The sequence below is a fragment of the Tardiphaga sp. 839_C3_N1_4 genome (assembly GCF_051811045.1).
Taxonomy (GTDB): Bacteria; Pseudomonadota; Alphaproteobacteria; order Rhizobiales; family Xanthobacteraceae; genus Tardiphaga.
The window spans coordinates 4039510-4064784 of record NZ_JBPWQD010000001.1 but is presented as its reverse complement, the minus strand read 5'-3'; the positions used below and the strand labels follow the sequence as shown (position 1 = coordinate 4064784).

Annotated in this window: 28 protein-coding genes; 13 read left to right on the top strand and 15 right to left on the bottom strand. The window is 62.1% G+C overall.

Annotation, left to right across the window (positions count from 1 at the left end):
• Nucleotides 1–22 precede the first annotated feature (22 nt).
• Genes hslU through hslV form a run of 3 tightly spaced genes read right to left on the bottom strand, consistent with a single transcriptional unit; the run spans nucleotide 23 to nucleotide 2546 of the window.
• The gene (gene hslU / locus AB8A38_RS19440) at nucleotides 23–1324 is read right to left on the bottom strand and encodes an ATP-dependent protease ATPase subunit HslU (protein ID WP_439087108.1); all 1302 of its coding nucleotides are present in this window, start codon (nucleotides 1322–1324) and stop codon (nucleotides 23–25) included.
• A 41-nt stretch (nucleotides 1325–1365) separates the two neighbouring features.
• Nucleotides 1366–1977, bottom strand: a complete 612-nt coding sequence (locus AB8A38_RS19435; protein WP_439087107.1) for a DUF2585 domain-containing protein — start codon at nucleotides 1975–1977, stop codon at nucleotides 1366–1368.
• Entirely contained in the window at nucleotides 1974–2546 is a 573-nt protein-coding gene (hslV, locus tag AB8A38_RS19430) for an ATP-dependent protease subunit HslV (RefSeq protein WP_068730238.1), read from the bottom strand. The genes AB8A38_RS19435 and hslV overlap by 4 nt, the downstream gene beginning before the upstream one ends.
• Nucleotides 2547–2747: 201 nt before the next feature.
• Here hslV and hisB point away from each other — a divergent pair, with 201 nt between their 5' ends.
• The 7 genes from hisB to coaA are packed head-to-tail and all read left to right on the top strand — an operon-like array spanning nucleotide 2748 to nucleotide 7401.
• Entirely contained in the window at nucleotides 2748–3341 is a 594-nt protein-coding gene (hisB, locus tag AB8A38_RS19425) for an imidazoleglycerol-phosphate dehydratase HisB (RefSeq protein WP_068730239.1), read from the top strand.
• A 31-nt stretch (nucleotides 3342–3372) separates the two neighbouring features.
• Nucleotides 3373–3903: a DUF2628 domain-containing protein gene (locus AB8A38_RS19420; RefSeq protein WP_089263100.1), complete on the top strand. Its 531-nt coding sequence runs from the start codon at nucleotides 3373–3375 to the stop codon at nucleotides 3901–3903.
• A complete protein-coding gene (gene hisH, locus AB8A38_RS19415; protein WP_231078636.1) occupies nucleotides 3900–4550 on the top strand; it encodes an imidazole glycerol phosphate synthase subunit HisH in 651 nt (216 codons plus the stop codon). Before AB8A38_RS19420 ends, hisH begins: the two co-directional genes overlap by 4 nt.
• Complete coding sequence (gene hisA / locus AB8A38_RS19410; protein ID WP_439087106.1) at nucleotides 4547–5278, top strand: 1-(5-phosphoribosyl)-5-[(5-phosphoribosylamino)methylideneamino]imidazole-4-carboxamide isomerase; 732 nt, start codon at nucleotides 4547–4549, stop codon at nucleotides 5276–5278. The genes hisH and hisA overlap by 4 nt, the downstream gene beginning before the upstream one ends.
• 10 nt (nucleotides 5279–5288) lie before the next feature.
• Nucleotides 5289–6050 carry an imidazole glycerol phosphate synthase subunit HisF gene (gene hisF / locus AB8A38_RS19405; RefSeq protein ID WP_439087105.1) on the top strand — a complete coding sequence of 254 codons (762 nt, stop codon included), beginning with the start codon at nucleotides 5289–5291 and terminating at the stop codon, nucleotides 6048–6050.
• Nucleotides 6051–6098: 48 nt separating this feature from the next.
• Nucleotides 6099–6419 (top strand): phosphoribosyl-ATP diphosphatase, encoded by a 321-nt coding sequence (locus tag AB8A38_RS19400; RefSeq protein ID WP_320446116.1) that lies wholly within the window; start codon nucleotides 6099–6101, stop codon nucleotides 6417–6419.
• Nucleotides 6420–6447: 28 nt separating this feature from the next.
• The gene (gene coaA, locus AB8A38_RS19395; protein ID WP_309941501.1) at nucleotides 6448–7401 is read left to right on the top strand and encodes a type I pantothenate kinase; all 954 of its coding nucleotides are present in this window, start codon (nucleotides 6448–6450) and stop codon (nucleotides 7399–7401) included.
• A 4-nt stretch (nucleotides 7402–7405) separates the two neighbouring features.
• Here the strand turns inward: coaA and AB8A38_RS19390 are convergent, their stop codons facing one another.
• The 4 genes from AB8A38_RS19390 to AB8A38_RS19375 form a co-directional block, all read right to left on the bottom strand.
• On the bottom strand, nucleotides 7406–8356 hold the full coding sequence (locus tag AB8A38_RS19390; protein ID WP_120288088.1) for a GNAT family N-acetyltransferase: 951 nt from the start codon (nucleotides 8354–8356) through the stop codon (nucleotides 7406–7408).
• Between the two features lie 138 nt (nucleotides 8357–8494).
• Nucleotides 8495–10741 carry an ATP-binding protein gene (locus AB8A38_RS19385; RefSeq protein WP_439087104.1) on the bottom strand — a complete coding sequence of 749 codons (2247 nt, stop codon included), beginning with the start codon at nucleotides 10739–10741 and terminating at the stop codon, nucleotides 8495–8497.
• A gap of 175 nt (nucleotides 10742–10916) precedes the next feature.
• Nucleotides 10917–11387, bottom strand: a complete 471-nt coding sequence (locus tag AB8A38_RS19380; protein WP_309941494.1) for a hypothetical protein — start codon at nucleotides 11385–11387, stop codon at nucleotides 10917–10919.
• A gap of 107 nt (nucleotides 11388–11494) precedes the next feature.
• The gene (locus tag AB8A38_RS19375; RefSeq protein WP_439087103.1) at nucleotides 11495–13033 is read right to left on the bottom strand and encodes a YifB family Mg chelatase-like AAA ATPase; all 1539 of its coding nucleotides are present in this window, start codon (nucleotides 13031–13033) and stop codon (nucleotides 11495–11497) included.
• A 182-nt stretch (nucleotides 13034–13215) separates the two neighbouring features.
• Here AB8A38_RS19375 and AB8A38_RS19370 point away from each other — a divergent pair, with 182 nt between their 5' ends.
• Nucleotides 13216–14250, top strand: coding sequence for a diguanylate cyclase domain-containing protein (locus AB8A38_RS19370; protein WP_439087102.1), 1035 nt, complete (start codon nucleotides 13216–13218; stop codon nucleotides 14248–14250).
• Nucleotides 14251–14323: 73 nt separating this feature from the next.
• On the opposite strand, the gene AB8A38_RS19365 is transcribed toward AB8A38_RS19370, so the two are convergent.
• The gene (locus tag AB8A38_RS19365) at nucleotides 14324–15304 is read right to left on the bottom strand and encodes an MBL fold metallo-hydrolase (protein WP_439087101.1); all 981 of its coding nucleotides are present in this window, start codon (nucleotides 15302–15304) and stop codon (nucleotides 14324–14326) included.
• On the opposite strand from AB8A38_RS19365, the gene AB8A38_RS19360 reads away from it, so the two are divergent.
• On the top strand, nucleotides 15303–15485 hold the full coding sequence (locus AB8A38_RS19360; RefSeq protein WP_439087100.1) for a hypothetical protein: 183 nt from the start codon (nucleotides 15303–15305) through the stop codon (nucleotides 15483–15485). The genes AB8A38_RS19365 and AB8A38_RS19360 overlap by 2 nt on opposite strands.
• A 12-nt stretch (nucleotides 15486–15497) precedes the next feature.
• Here AB8A38_RS19360 and gshB read toward each other — a convergent pair whose 3' ends face one another.
• Genes gshB through rsmI form a run of 3 tightly spaced genes read right to left on the bottom strand, consistent with a single transcriptional unit; the run spans nucleotide 15498 to nucleotide 17834 of the window.
• Nucleotides 15498–16439: a glutathione synthase gene (gene gshB, locus AB8A38_RS19355; RefSeq protein ID WP_439087099.1), complete on the bottom strand. Its 942-nt coding sequence runs from the start codon at nucleotides 16437–16439 to the stop codon at nucleotides 15498–15500.
• 38 nt (nucleotides 16440–16477) lie between these two features.
• Complete coding sequence (locus AB8A38_RS19350) at nucleotides 16478–16891, bottom strand: YraN family protein (protein WP_439087098.1); 414 nt, start codon at nucleotides 16889–16891, stop codon at nucleotides 16478–16480.
• Entirely contained in the window at nucleotides 16878–17834 is a 957-nt protein-coding gene (gene rsmI, locus AB8A38_RS19345) for a 16S rRNA (cytidine(1402)-2'-O)-methyltransferase (RefSeq protein WP_439087097.1), read from the bottom strand. The genes AB8A38_RS19350 and rsmI overlap by 14 nt, the downstream gene beginning before the upstream one ends.
• 225 nt (nucleotides 17835–18059) lie before the next feature.
• On the opposite strand from rsmI, the gene AB8A38_RS19340 reads away from it, so the two are divergent.
• Together AB8A38_RS19340 and AB8A38_RS19335 are read left to right on the top strand one after the other, a co-directional pair.
• On the top strand, nucleotides 18060–19286 hold the full coding sequence (locus AB8A38_RS19340; protein WP_439087096.1) for a penicillin-binding protein activator: 1227 nt from the start codon (nucleotides 18060–18062) through the stop codon (nucleotides 19284–19286).
• Nucleotides 19287–19303: 17 nt separating this feature from the next.
• Nucleotides 19304–19903, top strand: coding sequence for a hypothetical protein (locus tag AB8A38_RS19335; protein ID WP_439087095.1), 600 nt, complete (start codon nucleotides 19304–19306; stop codon nucleotides 19901–19903).
• Between the two features lie 2 nt (nucleotides 19904–19905).
• On the opposite strand, the gene hemW is transcribed toward AB8A38_RS19335, so the two are convergent.
• The 3 genes from hemW to rph are packed head-to-tail and all read right to left on the bottom strand — an operon-like array spanning nucleotide 19906 to nucleotide 22449.
• Nucleotides 19906–21069 carry a radical SAM family heme chaperone HemW gene (gene hemW / locus AB8A38_RS19330; RefSeq protein ID WP_439087094.1) on the bottom strand — a complete coding sequence of 388 codons (1164 nt, stop codon included), beginning with the start codon at nucleotides 21067–21069 and terminating at the stop codon, nucleotides 19906–19908.
• The gene (rdgB, locus tag AB8A38_RS19325; RefSeq protein WP_439087093.1) at nucleotides 21056–21691 is read right to left on the bottom strand and encodes an RdgB/HAM1 family non-canonical purine NTP pyrophosphatase; all 636 of its coding nucleotides are present in this window, start codon (nucleotides 21689–21691) and stop codon (nucleotides 21056–21058) included. Before rdgB ends, hemW begins: the two co-directional genes overlap by 14 nt.
• Before the next feature lie 35 nt (nucleotides 21692–21726).
• Nucleotides 21727–22449 carry a ribonuclease PH gene (gene rph / locus AB8A38_RS19320; protein ID WP_093757824.1) on the bottom strand — a complete coding sequence of 241 codons (723 nt, stop codon included), beginning with the start codon at nucleotides 22447–22449 and terminating at the stop codon, nucleotides 21727–21729.
• A gap of 153 nt (nucleotides 22450–22602) precedes the next feature.
• Between rph and hrcA the strand changes: the two genes are divergently transcribed.
• Nucleotides 22603–23691 (top strand): heat-inducible transcriptional repressor HrcA, encoded by a 1089-nt coding sequence (gene hrcA / locus AB8A38_RS19315; RefSeq protein ID WP_315839952.1) that lies wholly within the window; start codon nucleotides 22603–22605, stop codon nucleotides 23689–23691.
• Between the two features lie 104 nt (nucleotides 23692–23795).
• Nucleotides 23796–24395, top strand: a complete 600-nt coding sequence (gene grpE / locus AB8A38_RS19310; RefSeq protein ID WP_315839953.1) for a nucleotide exchange factor GrpE — start codon at nucleotides 23796–23798, stop codon at nucleotides 24393–24395.
• Nucleotides 24396–24544: 149 nt separating this feature from the next.
• Here the strand turns inward: grpE and pncA are convergent, their stop codons facing one another.
• The gene (gene pncA, locus AB8A38_RS19305; RefSeq protein WP_315839954.1) at nucleotides 24545–25261 is read right to left on the bottom strand and encodes a bifunctional nicotinamidase/pyrazinamidase; all 717 of its coding nucleotides are present in this window, start codon (nucleotides 25259–25261) and stop codon (nucleotides 24545–24547) included.
• Nucleotides 25262–25275 lie beyond the last annotated feature (14 nt).

Genomic DNA, 25275 nt, shown 5'->3' with positions numbered 1-25275 from the left:
GGGGAACGACGAGGTTGGCGAACTACAAAATAAACCGGCTCAGATCCGAATTCTTCGCCAGATCCCCCACATGCTTCTGCACATAGGCGGCATCGATTCGGATGGTCTCGCCGTTGCGATCGGGCGCAGCGAAGGAAATCTCGTCGAGCACCCTCTCCATCACCGTCTGCAAACGTCGTGCTCCGATATTCTCGACGGTTGAATTCACGGCAACGGCGACATCGGCCAGTGCATCGATGGCATCATCTGCAAATTCGAGCATCACGCCTTCGGTCTGCAGCAGCGCCACATACTGCTTGATCAGCGAAGCCTCGGGTTCGGTGAGAATGCGGCGCATGTCATCGCGGGTCAGCGCATTGAGCTCGACGCGGATCGGCAGGCGGCCCTGCAATTCCGGCAAGAGATCGCTCGGCTTGGCAATATGGAATGCACCGGATGCGATGAACAGGATGTGGTCGGTCTTCACCGCGCCGTGCTTGGTCGAGACGGTGGTGCCTTCAATCAGCGGCAGCAGGTCGCGCTGTACGCCTTCGCGCGACACTTCACCGCCGCTGCGGCCATCGCGCACACAGATCTTGTCGATCTCGTCGAGAAACACGATGCCATTGTTCTCGACGACAGAGATCGCTTCCTGGACCAGCGCATCGCTGTCGAGCAGCTTGTCGGCTTCCTCATTCACCAACGGCTCATGCGCATCTTCCACACGTAGACGGCGCGTCTTGGTGCCCTTGCCCATCTTGCCGAAGATATCGCCGATCGAGATCGCGCCCATCTGCGCGCCGGGCATCCCGGGAATTTCGAACATCGACGGGCCGCCGGAGGACTGCACCTCGATCTCGATTTCCTTATCGTTGAGCTCGCCGGTGCGGAGCTTCTTGCGGAAGGACTCTTTCGTCGCCGTACTCGCCGTGGCGCCGACCAACGCGTCGACCACACGATCCTCGGCGGCGAGCTGCGCACGCGCCTGGACGTCCTTGCGCTTGCGCTCGCGGGTCAGCGAGATCGCGACCTCGACGAGGTCCCTGATGATCTGCTCGACGTCGCGGCCGACGTAACCGACTTCAGTGAACTTGGTGGCCTCGACCTTGATGAAAGGCGCGCCTGCGAGCTTCGCAAGCCGACGCGCAATCTCGGTCTTGCCGACGCCGGTGGGGCCGATCATCAAAATATTCTTCGGCAGTACTTCCTCGCGGAGCGACCCCGTTAGCTGCAGGCGTCGCCAGCGATTGCGCAGTGCGATGGACACCGCGCGTTTGGCATCATGCTGGCCGACGATGAAGCGGTCGAGTTCACTAACGATTTCGCGGGGAGAAAAGTCGGTCATGTCGCTCTACGTAGGTTGAGAAGGGCGTTGGGACAAGCGGATCAGATGATGGGTGGTCCGGCCTGCCAGGTTCGGATCGCTTCGAATGGATGAATCAGCATGATCACGTTCAAAGTGAGATTGTCGCGGATATGCAGGCCGACCAGAACTTCGAATAGAAGTGCAATCGCGACCGTAGCCAAGACCGGCAGCTTCCGGGCAAGAATGAAGCCGATGATCATCGATAGCGTGTCCGCCAGCGAATTGACGATACTGTCGCCGTAATAATCGAGCGACATCGTTCCGGCGCGATAGCGCTCGATGATCCAGCTTGAATTTTCCAGCAGCTCCCAACCGCCTTCCACGAGCATCGCTACGATCAGCCGCGCGATCCAGGACAGTCGTGGAAACAGCAGCCAGGTGGCGGCGTAGAACAGGAAGCCATGGATGATGTGGGAAAAGGTGTACCAGTCGGTGAGATGCTGCGAGTTCTCCGAACTCAGCACCACGCCATGCCAGAGCTTCATATAGCCGCAGGCACAGATCGGCAGCCGTCCCATCGCATAGAGAAGTGTTGCCTGCAGCGCGAGCAGACCGAGCGCGATCGCGACGCCCTGCGTGACCGAGAGGCCGGTGACGGAAGACGCGCGGGTATCGTGACCCGCGGCGGTCATGCCTCCAGCATTTCCAGCGTCACGTTCCGGTTGGTGTAGACGCAGATATCGGCGGCGATATCGAGCGACTTGCGCACGATGGTCTCGGCATCCTGGTCGGTATCGACCAGCGCCCGCGCCGCTGCCAGTGCGTAATTGCCGCCGGAGCCGATGGCCATTACGCCGGCTTCCGGTTCCAGCACGTCGCCGGTACCGGTCAGCACCAGCGAAACGTCCTTGTCGGCGACGATCATCATGGCTTCCAGCCGGCGCAGATACCGGTCTGTGCGCCAGTCCTTGGCGAGTTCGACGGCCGCCCGGGTCAATTGGCCGGGATACTGTTCCAGTTTGGCTTCGAGACGCTCGAACAGCGTGAAGGCGTCCGCCGTGGCGCCGGCAAAGCCGCCGATCACGTCGCCCTTGCCCAGCTTACGGACCTTTTTGGCGTTGGATTTGATGACCGTCTGGCCGATCGAGACCTGGCCGTCGCCGCCGATCACGACTTTACCGCCCTTGCGGACGGTCAGTATGGTGGTGCCGTGCCAGACCGGAGACGATCCGTCATGGGAGGCCGAATAGGATGCGTTCATGGAAACCCTCTTGAGGGCCTGATCTAGGCACGGATACCGGCCGTTGCAAATCCGGTGAGGAAGCATAGGCCAGCGGCCGATGCGCGCGGATTCCGGTCACCATAGGCGCAAAGATCGGTCCGGAATCGGCTCTCCCGCGGTAGCGAAGGTGTCATCTCCCTGTTAAAAGGGCGCGTTTTCAGCAGGCGGAGAGGCGTTTTCATGCGCACGGCGACGATCAAGCGCAAGACCAAGGAAACCGATATCGAGGTCTCCGTGAACCTCGACGGTACCGGCGTATCCAAATCGACCACCGGAATCGGCTTCTTCGACCATATGCTCGATCTGCTCGCCCGCCATTCCCGCATCGACGTCACCGTGAAGGCGGTCGGCGACCTCCATGTCGATTTCCATCACACGGTAGAGGATGTCGGTATCGCGCTCGGCCAGGCGGTCAAGCAGGCGCTCGGCGATATGGCCGGGATCACCCGCTATGCCTCGGTCTATATGCCGATGGACGAGACCCTGACCCGGGTGGCGCTGGATATTTCCGGCCGGCCGGTGCTGGTGTTCAAGTCCACCTTCCCGACCCACAAGATCGGCGAATTCGACACCGAACTCGTGCGCGAGTGGTTCAATGCCTTTGCCGGCAATGCGGGCGTGACTTTGCACGTCGAAACCCTATATGGCGAGAACAGCCATCACATTGCCGAATCCTGCTTCAAGGGTCTGGCGCGGGCACTGCGGACGGGTGTTGCGATCGATCCGCGCAATGCCGGCGAAGTGCCATCCACCAAGGGTCAGCTCGGCGGCTGATCGGCCTCTATGGTTTCGGGCGGAGTTTGCCATGCCGGTCTACACAGTTCACGCACCTCGCGGTGCCGGCCCTGAGCCGTTTGCGGCAACGGACAAGTTCGAGTTCGTGCGCGATGGATTCCATTTCTGGGCGTTCGTCGCCGGCCTCATCTGGCTGATCTATCATCGGCTGTGGTGGGCGTTGCTCGGCTATGTCGTGCTGTCGATCGCAGGCGAAGTCGCGCTGTCGATGTTGAAGGTCGATCTCGGCGCCCGTTTCGTCGTGATGCTGCTGTTCGCGCTGCTGATGGGCTTCGAGGCCGCCAGCCTGCGACGCTGGACTCTGTCGCGCGGCAAGTGGCGTCAGCTCGATGTGGTCGTCGCCGATAACAAGGATGCCGCCGAGCGTCGCTTCTTCGATCGCTGGACCGCGCAGCACAACGCAGTCAACGATCAGTGGGCGAGCGATCGCGGCGGTCCGCCGCCGACCCGTCACGTTCCCAGCCAGTCTTTCTCACGTCCGCCTTCTCCGGCGCAAAACGACATCATCGGGTTATTCCCGCAACCGGGAGTGACACGGTGAGCGTTGCCATTATCGATTACGGCTCCGGCAACCTGCACTCCGCGGCGAAAGCGTTCGAGCGCGCCGCGCGCAGCATGGATGTGCCGGAGAAAATCATTGTCACGCGCGATCCCGAAGCGGTGTTCCGCGCCGATCGCATCGTGCTGCCCGGCGTCGGCGCCTTTGCGGATTGCCGCAAGGGACTGGATTCGCTGGACGGCATGGTCGAGGCGATGACCGAAGCGGTGCGCGACAAGGCGCGGCCTTTCTTCGGTATCTGCGTCGGCATGCAGCTGATGGCGACCAAGGGCAAGGAACACGTCACGACCGACGGGCTCAACTGGATTGCTGGCGATGTCGAGAAGATCCAGCCGCGCGAAGAGAATCTGAAGATCCCGCATATGGGCTGGAATACGCTCGATATGGTGCGTGAGCATGCCGTGCTGGAGCGCCTGCCGCTCGGGCCGAAGGGCCGCCACGCCTATTTCGTACACTCCTATCATCTAAACGCGGTCAACGAGGCCGATGTGCTGGCGCGTGCCGACTACGGCGGTCCCATCACCGCCATCGTCGGCAAGGACACCGCGATCGGTACACAATTTCATCCCGAAAAGAGCCAACGCTTTGGGTTGGCTCTGATTTCGAACTTTCTGAAGTGGAAGCCGTGATTCTCTTTCCTGCCATCGATCTGAAAAACGGCCAGTGCGTTCGCCTCGAACAGGGCGACATGGCGCGCGCCACTGTGTTCAACCTCGATCCCGCAGCACAGGCGCGCGACTTCGAGACCCAGGGTTTCGAATATCTCCATGTCGTCGATCTCGATGGCGCCTTTGCGGGCAAGCCGGTGAATGCGCAGGCCGTGGAATCGATGCTGAAGGTCATCAAGATGCCGGTGCAGCTCGGCGGCGGCATTCGCGATCTCAAGACGGTCGAAGCCTGGCTGGCCAAGGGCATCGCCCGCGTCATCATCGGCACGGCTGCGGTGCGCGATCCCGCGCTCGTAAAGGAAGCCGCGAAGAAATTCCCCGGCAAGGTGGCCGTTGGCCTCGATGCGCGCGACGGCAAGGTTGCCGTCGAAGGCTGGGCCGAGACCTCGACTGTCACCGCACTCGAAATCGCACAGCGTTTTGAAGATGCAGGCGTCGCCGCGATTATCTTCACCGACATCGCGCGCGATGGCTTGCTCAAGGGTATCAATTGGGATGCGACGATTGCGCTGGCCGATTCGATTTCAATTCCGGTGATCGCCTCGGGCGGCCTTGCCTCCATCGATGATATCAAGGCCATGCTTGAGCCACGCGCGGCGAAGCTCGAAGGTGCGATCTCCGGTCGTGCGCTGTATGACGGACGGATTGATCCGGCCGAGGCGCTGAAGCTCATCAAGCGGGCGGCATAAGGACCGAGCCATGTTTAAAGTCCGCGTCATCCCCTGTCTCGATGTCAAGGACGGACGTGTCGTGAAGGGCGTCAATTTCGTCGACCTGCGCGATGCCGGCGATCCCGTAGAGGCTGCTATCGCCTATGACGCCGCTGGCGCCGATGAGCTCACTTTCCTTGATATCAACGCCACCCACGAAAACCGCGGCACCATGATGGACGTGGTCCGTCGCACCGCCGAAGCCTGTTTCATGCCGCTGACGGTCGGCGGCGGCGTGCGTACGGTGGATGACATCAAGACGCTGCTGCGCGCCGGTGCCGACAAGGTTTCGATCAATTCGGCCGCGGTGGCCAATCGCCAGTTCGTCAAGGAAGCCGCCCAGAAGTTCGGCGAGCAGTGCATCGTGGTGGCCATCGATGCCAAGCGCGCCGCCTCGCGCTGGGAGATCTTCACCCATGGCGGCCGCAAGTCGACCGGCATCGATGCCATCGAATTCGCCCAGGAAGTCGTTTCATTGGGAGCAGGTGAAATCCTGCTCACATCGATGGATCGCGACGGTACCCGCTCCGGCTTCGATATCGAACTGACCCGGGCCATCGCCGACAGCGTCGGCGTACCGGTGATCGCCTCGGGCGGCGTCGGTAATCTCGATCATCTGGTAGAAGGTATCAGGAGCGGCCACGCCAATGCGGTGCTGGCGGCCTCGATTTTTCACTTCGGGGAATTTACCATTCGCGAGGCCAAGGAGCATATGGTCCGGGCCGGACTGCCGATGCGGCTCGACCCCTAGGTCAATCTCTGGCAGGAGTCTGCGTTGCCCAGCCAACAAGGCGCCGAAATGGCTTTTACGCTTCACGATCTCGCTGACACCATCGACGCCCGCGCGGCGGCGGGTGGCGACACGTCCTATACCCGCAAGCTGCTCGACAAGGGCGCGGAGCATTGCGCCAAGAAATTCGGCGAGGAAGCGGTCGAAACCGTGATCGCGGCGGTCGAGAACGATCGCACCAATCTGATCAATGAAAGTGCCGACCTGCTGTTTCATCTGCTGGTGCTGCTGAAGGCGCGCGGCGTGACGATTCAGGAGGTCGAGGCGGCGCTCGGTCAGCGCACGTCCCAATCCGGACTGCAAGAGAAAGCGTCGCGCAAGAGCGAGTAACAGCGTCGATCACAACGGGGACCGCTTCATGGATATGCGGGCAGACCAACAATACAATCCCTATCGGAATTTCTCGCGGGAGCAGTGGGCCAAGCTGCGCGACGATACGCCGATGACGCTGGAGGCCGGCGAGATCGCCGCTCTGCGTTCGATGTACGATCGCCTCGATCTGCGCGAGGTCGAAGAGATTTATTTGCCGCTGTCCCGCCTGCTCTCGATCTATGTCACGGCGACGCAACGTCTTTACTACGCGCAGCGCAGGTTCCTCGGCATCGAGGATCGCAAGATGCCCTATATCATCGGCGTCGCCGGGTCGGTGGCGGTCGGCAAGTCGACTACCGCCCGCGTGCTGCAGGCACTGCTCGCAAGATGGTCGCCGCGGCCCAAGGTCGATCTCGTCACCACCGACGGCTTTCTCTATCCGAACGCGGTGCTCGAGCGCGAAGGCATCATGCAGAAGAAGGGCTTTCCCGAAAGCTACGATCTGCCGACGCTGCTACAGTTTCTCAGTGACATCAAAGCCGGTCGCAATGCCGTCCGCGCGCCTGTGTATTCGCATCTCACTTACGACGTGGTCCCAAACAAGTGGGTCGAGGTCGATCAGCCCGACATCCTGATCGTCGAAGGCGTCAATGTGCTACAGACCGGCCGCCTCCCGCGCGACGGCAAGGCGGTGCCTGTGGTCTCCGACTTCTTTGACTTCTCCGTCTATATCGACGCCGATGAGCCGGTACTGCGCGACTGGTATGTGAGACGGTTTCTGGCGCTGCGCGACACCGCATTCCACGATCCGCGATCCTATTTCAATCGCTACGCATTGCTGTCGGATGAAGAAGCCACCGCGACGGCGCTGGCGATCTGGGAGCGCACCAACCTCGCCAATCTCGAAGACAACATCCTGCCGACGCGGCCGCGTGCGACGCTGATCCTTAAAAAGGGCGCGGATCACGTGGTGGAAAACGTCGCGCTGCGTCGCCTCTAAGCGATTAAGCCGCGTGGCGTGAGGTGTCCGTGCTGAAATGCTCGATATAGCGTGCGCCGATCGACGTCACCGGCATCACGATCAGAACGTCGGTGGTGCCGAACTGATGATCGATCACGGCGCCGTCGCCGATCATGGCGCCGATCCGTAGATAGCCTTTGATCAGCGGCGGTAGCGCACGAAGCGCCGCCTTGGTGTCGATGGCATCCGCGGCCATCCGGTTCATCTCGACATAGCGCGACGGATGCGCGCGGGCGCGCCAGGCTTCGGGCGCGCGGGCGTTGTGATGCAGGAACGACAGCGGCAGCGCGAGGCGATCCGGATCGGTGCCTTCAAAACTGGCGCAACCGATCATGACGTCGAACTTGTTCTGTCGCACGTAGCTCCAGATGCCCTGCCACAGTAATTCGACGGTGCGCTTGTTGCGGTAGCGCGGCAGCACGCAGGAGCGACCGAGTTCGAGGAAGCGCAGACCCGCATGGCGCTCGATCATCCCCGACAGATCGAATTCGCTGTCGGTATAGAAACCCCCGTTCTGCATGGCCGCCTCATGGCGTAGCAGGCGATAGGTGCCGACCACCGGCTGCTTGCCGGACAGTGTGGGCTTGGCATCGTGATCGACGACGAGAAGGTGATCGCAGATCTTGTCGAATGCATCTTTGTCGCGGCGTGCCAGCATAGTGGCGGCGTCGGCGATCGCGGTGCCGTTCTTGTAGAATACCTTGTAGCGCAGACGCTGCGCGCGTTTTACATCGCGCTTGTCCTGCGCGAGGCGAACTTCGAGCGGACCCATCCGGCCCAGCGAACTCGTGGCGACGGGAATACCGTTGGCCGGATCGAGATGCAGCGGCGGCTTGAACCAGGTGATCGCCGTCTGCGCGGCGGCGCTCATGTTCTGGGGCCGCAACATCTGCATGAAACCCTGCTTCGGTCGCACCAGTTCGTTGCCGTGCATGGCCATCCCCAACTCAATCGCCTTGTGCCGCAGGCATCGCGCGAATCATCGATGCGGCTTATCCGCACCAGACATCACGGGCGCTCAACAGCCGTGTGACGGGCGTGTTGCGGGGGTGTGACAGCGAAGGTGGAGCTGCTAGGCGGCGACGTGCCGCATCTTGGCGAGTCCCTTGAGGGCTTCGGCGAGCTTGTCGCGGTCCAGCGGCTTCATCAGGAAGCCGTCCATGCCGGCCTCGAAACAGGCATAGCGATCTTCGACCAGTGCATTCGCTGTGAGGGCCAGGATCGGGGTACGCCTGACGCGTTGACCGGCCTCGCGCGCGCGAATGCGTTTGGTGGTCTCGATGCCGTCGAGCTTCGGCATCTGGATATCCATCAAGACGAGGTCATAAGGCGTGCCTGCGGAGTCGGAGGCGAGCCAGGATTCCAGTGCCTCTTCGCCATTGGTGGTCACGACCGGCTTGTGGCCAAGCCGCGTCAGCAACGAGCGCATCAGTAGCGCGTTGATCTCGTTGTCTTCGGCGACCAGGATCGAGAGGCTGGGTGCCATCGCCTCCGTTAGTTCCGGTGTGGCCGGATCGCGATCCAACAGATCATCGGCGGCGATCGTCGGTGAGTCCATCTGTAATGTCAGGCGCGCGGCAAGCGAGGCCGCACGCAGTGGCTTCACCAGATAGCCGGTAAACGCACTCGGCGTCGCGGGCTGCAATTCATGGCGCATCGCAGGCGTGAACAGCACGATCCGTCGCAGCGCATGCGGAATTGCGGTGTCCGCGAGGTGCTCGGCAGCGTTAGCACCAAGGGCGCGATCGATCATGACGGCATGCCACGACCGTTCGGGTAGCAGGGCTTGCGCGACGGCAATATCGGACACGGTGCAAGTCTGTGCCCCCCAGCGCCCGAGCCGCAGGGCCGTCAGTGAGGCTTCGATGGTCTGCGGCGCCACCAGCATCACCGAAAGGCCGGTAAGATCGGGTGCCATGAAAGTCGCGGTGCCACTGTCGGATGCGGCGAGCGGGATCGACACTTCGAATGTCGAACCGGCGCCGAGCGTGCTCTGCAGCGTGATGCGGCCGTTCATGCGCTTGACGATGCGCTCGCTGATGCTGAGGCCAAGACCCGTTCCGCCATAATGGCGCGCGGTGCCCTCGTCTGCCTGCTCGAATTCGCGGAAGATGCGCTGCTGCGCATCCGGCGCGATGCCGATGCCGGTGTCGCGCACCAGGAAAGAGATTTCGTTCGGCCAGATGCCGGGTTCGACGATCAGCGCTACGCCGCCGGTCGCCGTGAACTTGATGGCATTGCCGGCGAGATTGAGCAGCACTTGGCGCAGGCGCGCCGCATCGCCCATCACTGTCAGCGGCAATCGCTCATCGACATAGGCCGCGATTTCGAGATTGCGTGCCTGCGCGCGCGGCGCCAGCAATTCGGTGATGTCCTCGATCAATCCGGCTAGTGCAAAGGGTCGATGTTCCAGATCGATCTTGCCGGCCTCGATCTTGGAGTAATCTAGCAGCTCCTCGATCAGCGACAGCAGCGCATCGCCGGAGGTCTTCACGGCCTTGGCGTAAGTGGTCTGTTCGGGTGTCAGCGGCGTATCGAGCAGCAAGCCGCTCATGCCGAGAATGCCGTTCAGCGGCGTGCGGATTTCATGCGATGCCATCGCGAGGAACCGCGACTTGGCTCGGTTGGCGGCATTGGCATGGTCGCGTGCCTCACCGAGGGCGCGTTCGGTCTGGGTACGGTCAGTGACATCGCGGCCGACGCATTGCAATTCGGCGGGCTGGCCCGCATCGATGCGCACCAGACCTTCGCGCCAGGCGATCCAGCGCGGACCGGTCGCCGTGGCGATCTTCTGATCGTGCATGCTGGTGCCGTTCGACTCGTTGGCGATATCGCCCTGCTCCAGCAGCGCGAGTTCGAAGTGGCTGCCGATCAATGCTTCGCGCGATTGTTCCGCCAGCGCACAATAGGCATCGTTGACGAAGGTGATGCAGCCTTCGCTGTTGCGGATCACGATCAGGTCGCCCTGCGCTTCGAACAGGCTGCGCGCGCGCTCTTCGGCTTCCTTCAATTCCCAGTTCCGGTCGACCAGGGCTTCGTTATGCGCAGCCAGTTTGCGCATCCGTTTGCCTATGAAGCGCATGCGGATGCTCATGGTGGCCAGGGCGACGCAGGCCAGCGCGAACAGGAAGCTGGCGCCGATTGCAAAAGCGTGCGGGTCGTAACCTGAGTCTTTCGAGGTCGAACCTGAGATGAAACCATAGGCGCCACCGAAGGCAGCCGAGAACATCACGAAAGAGCGGATGACGAAAGCAAGCCACGGAAAACGGCGCGCGAAGCGGCGGAAGTAGACCTTGATCCGGAAAACACCTTTCGCCACAGATCAGCACTCCGGCTTGGTCACATCATGGCTCGCGATTGCACGCGAATACAGGCCGCGATCAGGCGATCGCAGATGTCGGAAACAATGCGGGTATGTTGTTGCCAAGTGCTTGCACGGTGGCAGTTTTGAATTTGCCCGCGCTGACATGGTTGATGAAGCGTTAATGCGCGGCCTAGAGGCTGGCCGCTGCCATCCGCGCCGGGCTCCGGCTGTGAGCGCTGACGATCAGCGCTGCGGCGTCGCGCGCCGTGAAGCTGCGAGATTTCACGAAGATCCGGTAGTCGGCGTCGCCCTGTTCCGACAGATAGATGACGGGTTCCGATGTTACCGATGTGTCGGCGATGCCGATGAAGCGCGTCGCAGCGGTGACGGGACAAGCGTCCGGTTCCGCCGCATCGACATCATCAAGTACGACGAAGTCGGCAATCTCGGCGCTATCGACGATCTGCACACGGACGGTTGCCTGCAAGGGATCGCTGGTGAAGCTGACATGCGATTGCGCCTGCCAGGGCATGGTGGCGATCTGGACGCTGGTCTCACCGGTTGAGATGCAGGGATGCGTGCCGGCTACGAGATCGCCACGGGCGAGAAATGCCGCGAGTACCAGAGGAATCGTCGAGGCTAAAATCTTGAAACGCAGCATGACACGATACTCGCCCTGGCCCCGTAACGCGGGGTTATGGTGAGCAGAGCGTAAACAAAACTCGTTACTATCGCGTTGACGTCCACATCAGTGGCGAGGAGGAGACGTCAAGCAGCTCGGCGAATGCCCTCCGCCAGCGCGCGGTAAGACAACGCTTCGGCCAGATGCAGCCGCCCGATTTTCTCGGCGCCGTCGAGATCCGCCAGCGTCCGCGCCACGCGCAGCACGCGGTGATAGCCGCGCGCGGTCAGTCGCATTGTTTCGGCGGCATCGCGCAACAATGTCAGTCCCTGGGCATCCGGCTGCGCTACCGTTTCCAGCACAGAGGCCGGCGCGGAGGCATTGGTATGTGTGCCCGGCAATCCCGCCGCCGCATAGCGCATGATCTGCAGATCGCGCGCGGCGGCGACACGCGCCGCGACTTCGGCGGAACCTTCCGACGGTGGCGGCAGAATGAGATCCGCCGCGGTCACCGCCGGGACTTCGATGCGCAGATCGATGCGGTCCATCAAGGGGCCCGAGATGCGCGCCTGATAATCCGAGGTGCAACGATCGATGCGGCCGCGCTTGCAGGAGAAGCCCGGCTCGAACGCGTGACCGCAACGGCATGGATTCATCGCAGCAACCAGCATAAAGCGTGCGGGATAGGTGACGCGATGATTGGCACGCGAGACCGCCACCTCGCCATTCTCCAGCGGAGCGCGCAGCGAATCCAGCACGCGCGGATCGAATTCCGGCAATTCATCGAGAAACAGTACGCCTTGATGCGCCAGCGAAATCTCGCCCGGCCGCGCGCGCAGGCCGCCGCCTGTGAGTGCGGCCATGCTGGCGGAATGATGCGGCGCGCGTAATGGCCGCCGTGCGGTGAGCACGCCGTCCTTGATCTCGCCGGCGACCGACGCAATCATTGAGACTTCAAGCAGCTCCGCCGGCGATAGCGGCGGCAGGATCGATGGCAGCCGTGCCGCCAGCATGGATTTTCCCGATCCCGGACTCCCTGCCATCAACAGGTGATGGCCGCCCGCGGCAGCGATTTCCAGCGCGCGTTTGGCGCTTTCCTGTCCCTTGATGTCGCGCAGATCGAGCAGCGTATCTTCGCGCGCATGTATCTTCGGCTGCGGCCGTGACAAAATCTGTGTGCCCTTGAAGTGATTGGCGATCTGGATCAGCGACGTCGCGGCGATGATCTGGATGTCGGGACTGGCCCAGGCGGCTTCCGCCCCGCAGTCCGCCGGACAGATCAATCCTTCGTCGCGCGCGTTGGCGCCGATCGCGGCCGGCAGTACGCCGGCCACGGGAGCGAGCGAACCATCGAGGCCGAGTTCACCGAGTACAGTGAAGCCCGTCAATGCATCCGGCGGAATCGCGCCGATCGCAGCCATCAGTCCCAGCGCAATCGGCAGATCGTAATGGCTGCCTTCCTTCGGTAGGTCAGCCGGTGCGAGATTGACGATGATGCGTCGCGCCGGCAGCGCTAGGCCCGAGGCGACCAGCGCCGCGCGGACCCGTTCGCGGGCCTCGGACACCGCCTTGTCGGGCAGGCCGACGATCAAAAAATTAGGCAGGCCGGGCACGACCTGAACCTGCACGTCGACCGCGCGGGCCTCGATCCCCTCAAAGGCTACGGTGGAAACGCGTTGAACCATGCCGCCCTCATTCGACATGAGAGCGTAACCTAAGGTTGCTTCTATTTCAAGAACAATCAGTGAACGAAATGTAGCGGTAAAGTATGCTGGTTTTGGCTGAAGTCGGCCATTGGCGTAGAAAATCTTAAACACGTCATGCAAAGCATCCTATGAGCTTCGAGACGAAGACCGGGTGCCCGCAGATGTCAGATCGCTTGTCGATGCCGCCAGACGCTCCGGATGACGCCGACCTGATCGCTGCGCTGAAGGCGCAGATCGAGGCCCAGCAAGCCATCATCGACCAACAGGCTGCTTCGCTGGCGCATAGCCGGAAGATATTCGATCGCTCCTCGGCGGCAGCGCGAATCGGCGTCTGGGAATGCGACCTTTCCGATGAATCGCTGGTCTGGACCGATGTTGTCTATGACATCTTCGATCTGCCGCGCGGCTCGACGCCGATTCGAGAGGAGGCGCTCGCCTGTTATCCCGAAGAATCCGTCAGGGAACTGACGAAGCGGCGCAGCAAGGCAATCGAAGATCGAACCGGATTCAGTCTCGATGCGGAGATCATCACCTTCAAGGGTAACCGGCGCTGGATCAGGATCACGGCCACAGTCGAGTCGGTCGATGGCGTTGCCGTCCGCATCTTCGGGATGAAGCAGGACATTACCGAAGAAAAAATCCTGGCGGATCGCAATCGCTATCTCGCCGAGTTCGATACGCTGACCGGGCTCGCCAATCGCAGCCAGTTTCAAACCAAGCTGTCGCTGTTCGATGCGGCGTCGACCATCAAGGTGAAGCCGTTCGGCGCGCTGCTGCTGATCGATCTCGATGAATTCAAGCCGGTCAATGACTGTTTCGGTCATGCGGCCGGCGATGCCTGCCTGACCGTCGTCGCAAATCGAATCCGCAATATCTGCGGGGGCGCCGAACTGGTCGCGCGCCTTGGCGGTGATGAATTTGCCGTTCTGCTGGGACCGCACGCACAATTCGAGGAAGCCTCCGAGACCGCGCGTGCGATTGTCACACAGTTGGGTCTACCGATCGATCATCGTGGACAACAGTTGCGCGTCGGCGCATCGGTCGGCATCGCACTGGCGGACAACTGCACGTCGTCGCAACTGGCAGCCATGGCCGACTCGGCACTCTATGCGGCGAAGGATGCCGGACGTGGGACGTTCCGGATCTATAAACGCGGTGCCGAGCTGCGCTCGCGAGACACCTCGTCGGCGGCATGACGATGCGCTCGCTGCGGAGCTCCTGCGGCGATCGCTGTCTCAGGATCGCCGCAAGAAAGTCGCAGGATTTCCGCTAGAGATTCATCACCATCGGCTCGGCGATATAGCGGAAACCATCGCCGGATTTGACCACATGTCCGTAGCCCGGCCAGGCGAAGTGATAGGACATCACCGCGGTCTTGTTGGCTGCCAGCATGTCCAGCATCTTCACCCGCGTCGCCGCCGCCATCTTCGGATCGGAATCATAGGCGAACTCCATCCGCGGCTTCTCCAGCAACAGCACCTGATGATGGGTAAGATCGCCGAGGAACGCGAAGGACTTTCCGTCCGACTGGATCATGAACATATGGTGGCCGAACGTATGGCCAGGTGCATGCATGGCGGTGACGCCCGGCAGGAACTCCTGGCCGTCCTTGAAGAACACCAGGCGATCCTTCACCGGGAGCAGGTTCTTGCGGGCATGGACGATGAAGTCCTTGAGCGGCGAGCCGAGTTTACTTTCGTCGGTCCAGAACTTGAAGTCTTCCTCGCTGAGATAGACCTGCGCGTTCGGAAACAGGGGCTTGTCATTGGCATCGACGATGCCGCCGATATGATCGATATGCGCGTGCGAGCACACGACGGCATCGATATCGCCCGGCTTGATGCCGGCTTCGGCCATACTCTTCTGCAGGCGGCCCGTGGTGTTGCCGAACAGTTGTGACGTGCCCATGCCGGTGTCGAACAGGATGAGCTTGTCGCCCATGTTGACGATCGGCGCGTTCTGTTCGAGCACGACATTGCTGCTGCTGAGGAAATTATCCGTCAGCATCTTCTGCACGTCTTCCTTGGGTACGCCGACGAATGTGCCGGAGGGATCGCCAAGCGGCAAAGGTCCGTCGGAGACAACGGTGACTTCCGCGCTGCCTAACATGAAACGGTGGAAGTAGGGCGCCTGTGTGCCGAGCTTTGGTGCCTTGGCCGATGCGCTGCCGATGAGGCCGGGAGCGAGGAGATTGGCGCCCAACCCTGCGCCGAGCGAGAGCAGGGACCTTCGCGAAACTTCTGAAGTCATGCGTTTCTCCACTGATATGCTTTTGCTTGCCGCCAAATGTGGCGGGCCGCCCGATTGGTCGGGCGTGCATCAACATGCTGCCCTTGCCCTCAATGACTGGCAAGCAAAAGCAGCGGGTGAAGAATTGCGACGAACGGAATTCAAACCGCTGCGTCAAGCATTGACGCAACGCAGCGAATGACGTGGGTGGAGTTTACTTCCGCTTCGCTTCGATCACGTCCCAGACCCGCGCCGCGACATCCGGTCCGCCAAGCTTGGCGATGGCGCGAATGCCCGTGGGCGACGTCACGTTGATCTCGGTGAGATTGCCATCGATCACATCGATGCCGACGAACAGCAGACCGAGATCACGCAGCGCCGGTCCAACGCGTTCGCAGATTTCGCGCTCACGCGGCGAGAGTTCGGTGGCCTTGGCGGCGCCGCCACGCACCATGTTGGAGCGCAAATCGTCTTCAGCCGGCACGCGGTTCACGGCACCGGCGAATTCGCCGTCGATCAGGATGATGCGCTTGTCGCCGTGCTTCACTTCCGGAAGGAAGCGCTGGATCACCCACTGCTCCTTGAAGGTCACGGAGAACAGATCGTAGAGCGAGCCGAAATTCATGTCCTGCGGCAGCACGCGAAACACCGCTGCGCCGCCATGGCCATGCAGCGGCTTCATCACCACAGCGCCATGCTCGGCGCGGAATGCATTGATCTCGTCCTTGTCGCGCGAGATTAGCGTCGGCGGCATCAGGTCCGAGAAGCCCATCACGAAGATCTTCTCCGGCGCGTTGCGTACCGAGGCCGGGTTATTGACCACCAGCGTCTTCGGATGGATGCGCTCCAAAAGATGTGTCGAGGTAATATAAGCGAGATCGAACGGCGGGTCCTGCCGCAGCAACACCACGTCGAAGGATTCCATGTTGGTGCGGGTGGGATCGCCGAGGGTGAAGTAATCGCCTTCGACGTCGCGCACCGACAGCGATTGCACCGGCGCCACCACGTCATTGCCGCGCAGCGAGAGCTTGTCCGGCGTGTAATAGGACAGTTTGTGGCCACGCTTCTGGGCTTCCAGCAACATCGCGAAGGTCGAATCGCCCTTGTGATTGATGCGCGCAATGGGGTCCATCTGGACGGCGACGTTCAAGGTCATGCTGCAAGGTCCGGAATTGTGGTCGGGGAGGCGAAAGCTCAGGTCGAGGCGTCGAATGCCGCTAACAGATGGCGTGGCAAATGTCTTGGCGCAATCAGCACGACGTCAAAACGAAGGTCGAATTCCGCATGTTCGGGATGTGCCATCAGCCAGCCCTGGGCGGCATCCATGATCCGGGCCTGCTGGCGCGGCGTCACCGCATAGGCGGCCTCGTCCAGGCTGGCGCGGGCCTTCACCTCGACAAAGGCGATCAGGTTGCGCTTCCTGGCGACGATGTCGATCTCGCCATGCGGGGTACGAAAGCGGCGGGCGAGGATGCGATAGCCCTTGGCCAGCAATAAAGCAGCGGCACGGCTTTCGGCTGAGAGGCCGGTATTGAACGCGGCGACGCGCTCCGGCGCAGCCGGTCTGGCTGTGGGCTTCGGTGCGGAGACTTTGTCAGTCTTCGCCATCACCGGAGTCCCTGTGAATCTCCTTCGCCAGTTCCAGCGCGCGGGCATAAACGGCGCGGCGCGGCCGGCCGGACAGTTCGACCGCATGCGCCACGGCATCCTTGACGCTATCGCGCTGCAACGAGCTGCGCAGCAGGGCATCGAGATCGTCCTCGGTCATGGCGTGCGCATCCGCAGCCGGTGGTCCGATGACCAGCACGAATTCACCGCGGGTCTCCAGCCCATCGGCTTCCTTGGCCAGGTCGGCAATCGCTCCGCGATTGACCTCTTCATGCATCTTGGTGAGTTCGCGGCAGATCGCCGCATCGCGGTTGCCCATGATGTCGGCGAGATCGGCCAGCGTGTCCTGCACGCGGTTGCCGGAGTCGAACATCACCAATGTGGCGTCGATGGCAGCCAGCTCGGTCAGGCGCGATCGCCGTGCCATCTGCCGCGATGGCAGGAAGCCCTCGAAGAAGAAGCGATCGGTCGGCAGCGCCGACACGGCCAGCGCGGCCAGCACCGAGGACGGCCCCGGCAGCGAGATCACGTTAAAGCCTGCGGCGGTGACCTCGCGCACCAGCTTGAAGCCGGGGTCGGAAATCAGGGGCGTGCCGGCATCCGACACGAGCGCGATGGATGCGCCCTGCGCCAGCTTTTCGAGGATCTTCGGCCGCGCCTGTTCGGCATTGTGCTCATGATATTGCTTGAGTGTGCCAGTGATCCCGTAGCGCTCGGTCAGGCGGCGGGTGATGCGGGTGTCTTCGCAGGCGATAATATCGACCCCCGCCAGGGTCTCCAGCGCGCGCAGGGTGATGTCGCCAAGATTGCCGATCGGCGTGGCTACGAGATGCAGCCCCGGAACAGCTTTCGGTGCCATGAGCAGATGGCCGGAGACCGTGAAGGTCCGGGCCGATGGCGCCGCGGCGTCCGCAGGCGATGAGGAGAGGGGTGTTGCGCGCATGGCGACAATGTAGAGCGAATTGCGCCAAAGGGGGACAGCCGTTTTTTCGGCGTTTGGCTGTGGTTCATTCCCGTCGTGCTAATCCGGCCGCGGTGACGGGGTATGCCGGACATAAAGCTTTTGTTTTGGTTAACTTATCGCCGACAATATGTCTGAATCCGCGCCTCACACTATATAGTGGGTGACGAGGCGGGCCGATCTCATGCGGCCGAAAGAAGAGAAGTGATGGCGGATCCTTTCGACCCCAAATCCGGGACCAAGGGCGCGACGTCGGGCGCAACACGGCGGACGGCTGTCGGCCTGCTGCTGGGCGCGCCGCTGCTCGGGGCCTGCGCGGGTGTGCAATCGACGCTGACCAATGCATTCGGCACCGGACCAGCGGCGCCATCGGGAGCGCCTGCCGGACCGGCGCAGCAGTCACAAGCCATCGGCACCGGCGGCACGAAAGTCGGACTGATCCTGCCGCTGTCGGCTTCGGGCAATGCTGGCGTCGCCGCGCAGTCGATGAAGAACGCCGCCGAAATGGCGCTCACCGAATTCCAGAATCCCAGCATTCAACTCCTGATCAAGGACGATAATGGTAGCGCGCAGGGCGCGCAGCAGGCCGCCCAGCAGGCGCTCGATGAAGGATCCGAAATCATTCTCGGGCCGCTCTTCGCACTCTCGGTACCGGCAACGGCGCAGCTCACGCGCGCGCGTAACGTGCCGGTGATCGCGTTCTCGACCGATTCCAGCGTCGCCGGCCGTGGTGTCTATTTGCTCAGCTTCCTGCCTGAGTCGGACGTTAATCGCATCGTCGATTACGCCGCAGGCACGGGCAAACGCTCCTTTGCGGCGATGCTGCCCGAGAATGCCTATGGCAATGTTGTTGAAGTCGCTTTCAAGCAGGCCGTCGCGCGCAAGGGTGGCCGTGTCGTCGCCTTTGAGCGCTATGGTGCGGATCGCTCCGGCGCAGCACGCAACATTGCCGCATCGCTCACCGGCGCCGACGCGTTGTTCATTGCCGACGATGGCGACGCGGTTGTCGCAACGGCTGATGCCTTGACTGCGGCGGGTGCCAATCTGCGCAACGTGCAATTGCTTGGCACGGGCCTGTGGGACAATCCGCGCGTCTTCAACAGCGCCGCGCTGCAGGGCGGGCTCTATGCGGCGCCGGATCCCGCAGGGTTTCGTGCCTTCGCCGGTCGCTACCGCGCGAAATATGGTGGCGATCCCGTGCGCACGGCGACGCTTGCTTACGATGCCGTCGCGCTCGTGGCGGCTTTGGCGCGTACCCAGGGGGGACAGCGCTTCGCGCCTGAGACGCTCACCAATCCATCCGGCTTTGCCGGCATCGATGGCCTGTTCCGGTTCCGCAGCGATGGCGGCAACGATCGCGGGCTCGCCGTGATGAAGGTTGCATCAGGTGGTGGTCAGGCCGTGGCGGGCTCGCCAAAGAGCTTTGGCGCGTAGGCGAGGAGCTTTAGCCGATGTCACGTGTGCGTTTGCGCTCGTTTATTTTGCAGTTTGATCGAGGGATACTCGCGACCCTTAGCCTTCCGGTGATCGTTGTCGTTTCCACCCCTCTGTTACTGCTCATTCTGGCGTCTATCACAATTGCCGGATTGTATACTGCGGCGCAGTTCATCCCTGTTGCCACCGCAGAAGTTTTCATTCCGAAACTCAATGCAACAGTAACGTTGCAGCAGTTTTTCGTTATGGGCGATGGGATCGCGCGTAGTGGCCGCTATCTGTCCGTAGTCACACCGCGAGGTACTGCCAGCAAAGAACTTTCATGGTCCTCGCAGATACGAACGAGTATCTATTTGTCAGGCAACGATGTGGCGGTCCTTGGCCCTGGCGATGAGTTTGTCGTGAAGACCGATACGTTGCAATCTCTGGCGATTACGCGAACCACGAATTCTGGAACTTGGAGTTACCTCGGCGCGTTCGACGGGCGTAGCGGGCTTGCTTTCTTCAAGCCAAACGAACAGCGCGAATGCATCCCAAGCTTACGACAGGATTCGTGGCTACCAAGGTCCGATAGCAGAGAACATTCGTGTAAGGCCGATGGGTTGTCGGTCGAATAGGGTTAAGCCGCCAGATCGGCCACGACTGCATCGAGCACGGGAAATCCCTCCTGCGTCACGCGCAGACGGCCGTTCTCTTCCACGACGATCGCGCCTTCTTCGCGCAGGATCTGGATGCGCTTTTCATCCAGCGCGCGGCCGGACAGCATCTGATAGCGCGCGGGATCGATGCCCTCAGCGAGGCGCAGGCCCATCAGCAGATATTCGTCGGCGCGTTCTTCGCTGTTGAGCAATTCATCCGATGTGACGCCGTGGCCGTTGTCTTCCACACGCATCACCCAGGCTTCCGGACGCTTTTCGGTGGCAATGGCATGTCTGACACCGTCGATGTCGAGGCGGCCATGGGCGCCTGGCCCGATACCGGCATATTCCTGACCGCGCCAATAGACGAGATTGTGTTTGCACTCCGCGCCGGGGCGGGCGTGATTGGAAATCTCGTAGAACGGCAGACCCTGCTGCGCGCAGACCTCCTGCGTCACGTCATAAAGCGTGCGGGCAAGGCCTTCGTCGGGTGTCTTGAGTTTGCCGGCGGCGTGCAATCCGAAGAACGGCGTGCCTTCCTCGATGGTCAGCTGATACAGCGACAGATGTTCGGCGGCTTCCGAGATGGCGAGCTTGAGTTCGTCGGTCCACATCTGCGGAGTTTGGTCGGGGCGCGCATAGATCAGATCGAACGAATAGCGATCGAACGCGCTGCGCGCGATGGCCACGGCATCGAGTGCCTCGCGCGCCGTATGCAAACGTCCCAGTGATTTCAGCGACGCATCGTCAAGCGCCTGTACGCCGAGCGACACGCGGTTGACGCCGGCCTCGCGATAGCCCCGAAAGCGCGTCGCTTCGACGGAGGTCGGGTTGGCTTCGAGTGATACTTCGACGTCGGAGGCGACGTTCCAGTATTTACCGATCGAGTCGAGAATAGCGCCGACGGTTTGTGGCTGCATCAGCGACGGCGTACCGCCGCCGAGAAAGATCGACGTCACCGTACGGCCGGGCGTGCGCGCTGCGGTGGTTTCGATCTCGCGTGCGAAAGCGCGCGCGAAACGTACTTCATCGACAGCGTGATGACGGACATGGCTGTTGAAGTCGCAATACGGGCACTTCGACAGGCAGAACGGCCAGTGCACATAGACGCCGAAAGCGTCTTGCTGTGCGTCAGCGGGGTTCAAGGCAGATCTCCGCGAGTTTCACGAATGCCCTGGCGCGATGCGACAAGCCCTCGCCGAGTGGCGGCAACCCGTGCTTCTCAACCGCGGTCATTTCGCCATAGGTGCGGGTGTGACCATCGGGCAGGAATGTCGGATCGTAGCCGAAGCCGGCGGTGCCGCGCGGCGGCCAGACCAGCGTGCCATGCGCATGCGCTTCGACTTCCTCGAGATGACCGTCGGGCCACGCTACGCACAGTGCCGAGACGAAATGCGCGGTGCGTTTGTCGGGAGTGGTCGCCCCGCGTTCCTGCAAGAGACGTTCGACGCGCGTCATCGCACCGGTGAAGTCCTTGGACTCGCCGGCCCAGCGCGCCGAGAAGATGCCGGGCGCGCCGTCGAGGGCATCGACGACGAGGCCGGAATCATCCGCGAAGGCCGGCAATTGCGCGACATTGGCCGCGGCAATCGCCTTGATCGCGGCATTGGCCTTGAAAGTATTGCCGGTCTCGTCGGGTTCGGCGAGACCGAGCTCGCCTGCTGACACTGCCTCGATGCCGTAGGGGGCCAGGAGATCGCGCATCTCGGCAAGCTTGCCGGGATTGTGGGTGGCGATGACGAGCTTCCCAGTGATTCGACGATGCATGATGCGAGTCTACGCCTGCTTGATGACTTGCGGAATCACGCGATGGCCATTTTCTGGAGTTCAACTAGGCGTCCGACGCCCTTTTGTGCCAGTGCCATCAACTTCAGGAACTCGTCCTGCGTGAACGGCGTCTTCTCGGCAGTGCCCTGCACCTCGATGATGCGGCCGTCGCCGGTCATCACGAAATTGGCGTCAGTGTCGGCTTCGGAATCTTCGGCATAATCGAGATCGAGCACTGGAGTGCCCTGATAGATGCCGCAGGAAATCGCCGCGATATTGTCGCGCAGCACGTTGCCGCCGCCGTTCTTGAACATGTTGCGGTTCTTCATCCACGAGATGCAGTCGGCCAGCGCAACCCATGCGCCGGTGATCGACGCTGTGCGGGTGCCACCGTCGGCCTGGATCACGTCGCAGTCGATGGTAATCTGGCGTTCGCCGAGTGCTTCGAGGTCGACGGCAGCGCGGAGCGAGCGGCCGATCAGGCGCTGGATCTCGACGGTGCGGCCGCCCTGCTTGCCGGATGCGGCTTCGCGGCGGGTGCGTTCCAGCGTGGCACGGGGCAGCATGCCGTATTCGGCGGTGACCCAGCCGCGGCCCTGGCCCTTGAGCCATGGCGGCAGGCGCTCTTCCAGCGTGGCGGTTACCAGCACATGGGTGTCGCCGAATTTCACCATGCAGGAGCCTTCGGCATATTTGACCACGCCGCGTTCCAGCGACACGGCGCGCAGTTCATCGGGCGCACGACGGCTTGGCCGCATGAGAAAATCCTTCCAAATGTCCAGAGAAAGCCTGTTCGCGGTGCTTTTAGGGGCCACGGAGCGCAGCGGCAAGGGCAGGGCAGGTTCCACAACCGCAATGGTGCTTGTATCCGGCCCGCCGGAGCGACAGATTAGATCCTCAAGGAGTACCCTGTGGTCCATCACGATCCGATCGGCCTGATTTCGCCGCATGCCGGGCTCGCCCAGCTCAATGAGCGATCGCGTGAGATCTTCCGGCAGATCGTCGAGAGCTATCTCGCCACCGGCGAACCCGTGGGTTCCCGCAACATCTCGCGCCTGATCACGGTTCCGCTGTCGCCGGCCTCGGTTCGCAACGTGATGTCGGACCTGGAGCAGCTCGGCCTCATCTATGCGCCGCATACGTCAGCAGGACGGCTTCCGACCGAACTCGGACTGCGGTTTTTCGTCGATGCCTTGATGCAGGTCGGTGACCTCACCGAGCCGGAGCGGCAGTCGATCCAGCAGCAATTATCCTCGGTGGGGCGCTCGCAGACCGTGGAGGCGGCGCTCGGCGAGGCGCTGACGCAGCTGTCCGGGCTAACCCGCGCGGCGGCGGTGGTTCTGACCGCCAAGTCCAATGTGCGGCTAAAACACATCGAATTCGTCCGTCTGGAACCCGAAAAGGCGCTGGTCGTGCTGGTCGCCGAGGATGGCCAGGTCGAAAACCGCGTGCTGACCCTGCCGCCGGGGGTGCCGTCGTCGGCGCTGAACGAGGCGTCGAACTTCCTCAATGCCCGGATTCGCGGCCGCACGCTGGCTGAGGCCCGGTTGGAACTGGAAACGGCACTGACCCAGAACCAGATCGAGCTCGATCAACTGACCCAGAAGGTGATTGCCGCCGGCATTGCCAGCTGGTCGGGTGGCGAGAAGGACGATCGGCAGCTGATCGTGCGCGGCCAGGCCAATCTGCTCGAGGATCTCCATGCGCTGGAGGATCTTGAACGCGTTCGCCTCCTGTTCGACGATCTCGAAGCCAAGCGCGAGGTGATCGACCTTCTCGGTCGGGCGGAGACGGCCGAAGGTGTCCGCATCTTCATCGGCTCGGAAAACAAACTGTTCTCGCTGTCCGGCTCGTCCACGATCATTGCGCCCTACAGCGATGGCGCCGGCCATATTGTCGGCGTTCTCGGTGTCATCGGCCCGACCCGGCTGAACTATGCGCGGGTGATCCCGATGGTAGATTACGCGGCGCGCATCGTCAGCCGCATGCTCGGCGGCTGACGATCGGCCGAATCCGGCCGGTTGCGCTTGATTTTCGGCGCTCAAACCCCGATATCCCGCTCAGCAATCCCACCATTTTGGCGTGTTTTAAAGAAGGCAGCGTGATGACTGATTCCAATGGGCAGAACGACAATCAGGACAAGACGGCAGCGGCCGCCGATCCGGTGGTCTCCAAGCCCTACATCATGCCGGACGATCCGGAACCGAATTCGGTCGAGGCCCTGACCAAGGAAGCTGCGGACGCGCGCGACAAGATGCTGCGCACGCTGGCGGAGATGGAAAATCTGCGCAAACGGACCCAGAAGGAAGTCGCCGACGGACGCACCTATGCGATCGCCAATTTCGCGCGCGAAGTGCTCGATATCGCCGACAGCCTGCAGCGCGCCCTCGATGCCGTGCCTGCCGACACCAAGGCCGCCGCCGATCCGGGCCTGAAGGCGCTGCTCGAAGGCGTGGAACTCACCGAGCGCTCGCTGCTCAACACGCTGGAAAAGAACGGCGTGAAGAAGTTCGATCCGTCCGGCGAGAAGTTCGATCCGAATTTCCAGCAAGCCATGTACGAAGTGCCGGATGCCTCGGTGCCTGCGGGAACCGTGGTTCAGGTCGTGCAGGCCGGTTATACCATTGGCGAGCGCGTGCTGCGCCCGGCGCTGGTTGGCGTATCGAAGGGTGGGGCCAAGGCGGCACCTGCTGCATCGGAGTAACAGCGCCTCTGGCTGTCATCACCCGCGAAAGCGGGTGAGCCAGTACACGCTGGTCTCAGTGAGTGATCACAAGCGCCGGTCTTACTGGGTCGCCCGAACCCAGCGCGCAGTTGTGCGCTCAAGTCGGGCGATGACAATGAGAGTATGGGTCAAGCCGCCAGATCGCCCGACTGAATCCGCTTCACGCCGGCCTTGTTCATGTCGGCCCAGGCTTTGGCCAGCGAGCCCTGCGTGTCGATGCCGCGGCAGGCGTCCTCGATCACATAGACATCGAAACCTGCCTTTCGCGCATCGAGCGCCGACCACGCGACACAGAAGTCAGTGGCGAGACCGGCGATGAACACGCGCTGCAATTTGCGGGCTTTCAGATAGGCGGCGAGACCGGTGGTGGTCTTCCCGTCGGCCTCGGTGAAGGCCGAATAGCTGTCGACGTCCTTGTTGAAGCCCTTGCGCAGGATCAGCTCGGTATGCGGGATGGCGAGATCCTTCGAGAGGGCGGCTCCTTCAGTGCCCTGCACGCAGTGATCCGGCCACAGCACCTGCTTGCCGTATTTCACCTCAAGGGTCTCAAACGGCTTCTTGCCGCTATGGCTGGATGCGAAGGAGATATGGCCGGGCGTGTGCCAGTCCTGCGTCATCACCACGTCGGCGAATTTCTTCGCGATGGCGTTGATGATCGGCACGACCTTATCGCCGTCCTTCACGGCTAGGCTGCCGCCGGGCAGGAAGCAGTTCTGCACGTCGATCACCAGCAACACGGATGTACGATCGAGGCTGACCTTGCCTGCCGCTTCGAGCGCCTTGGGCGCCATGCCGGCCGCTGTTAGCGCACCAAGTCCCACAAGAAGCTGACGTCTATCGAACATCGCAACATCTCCTG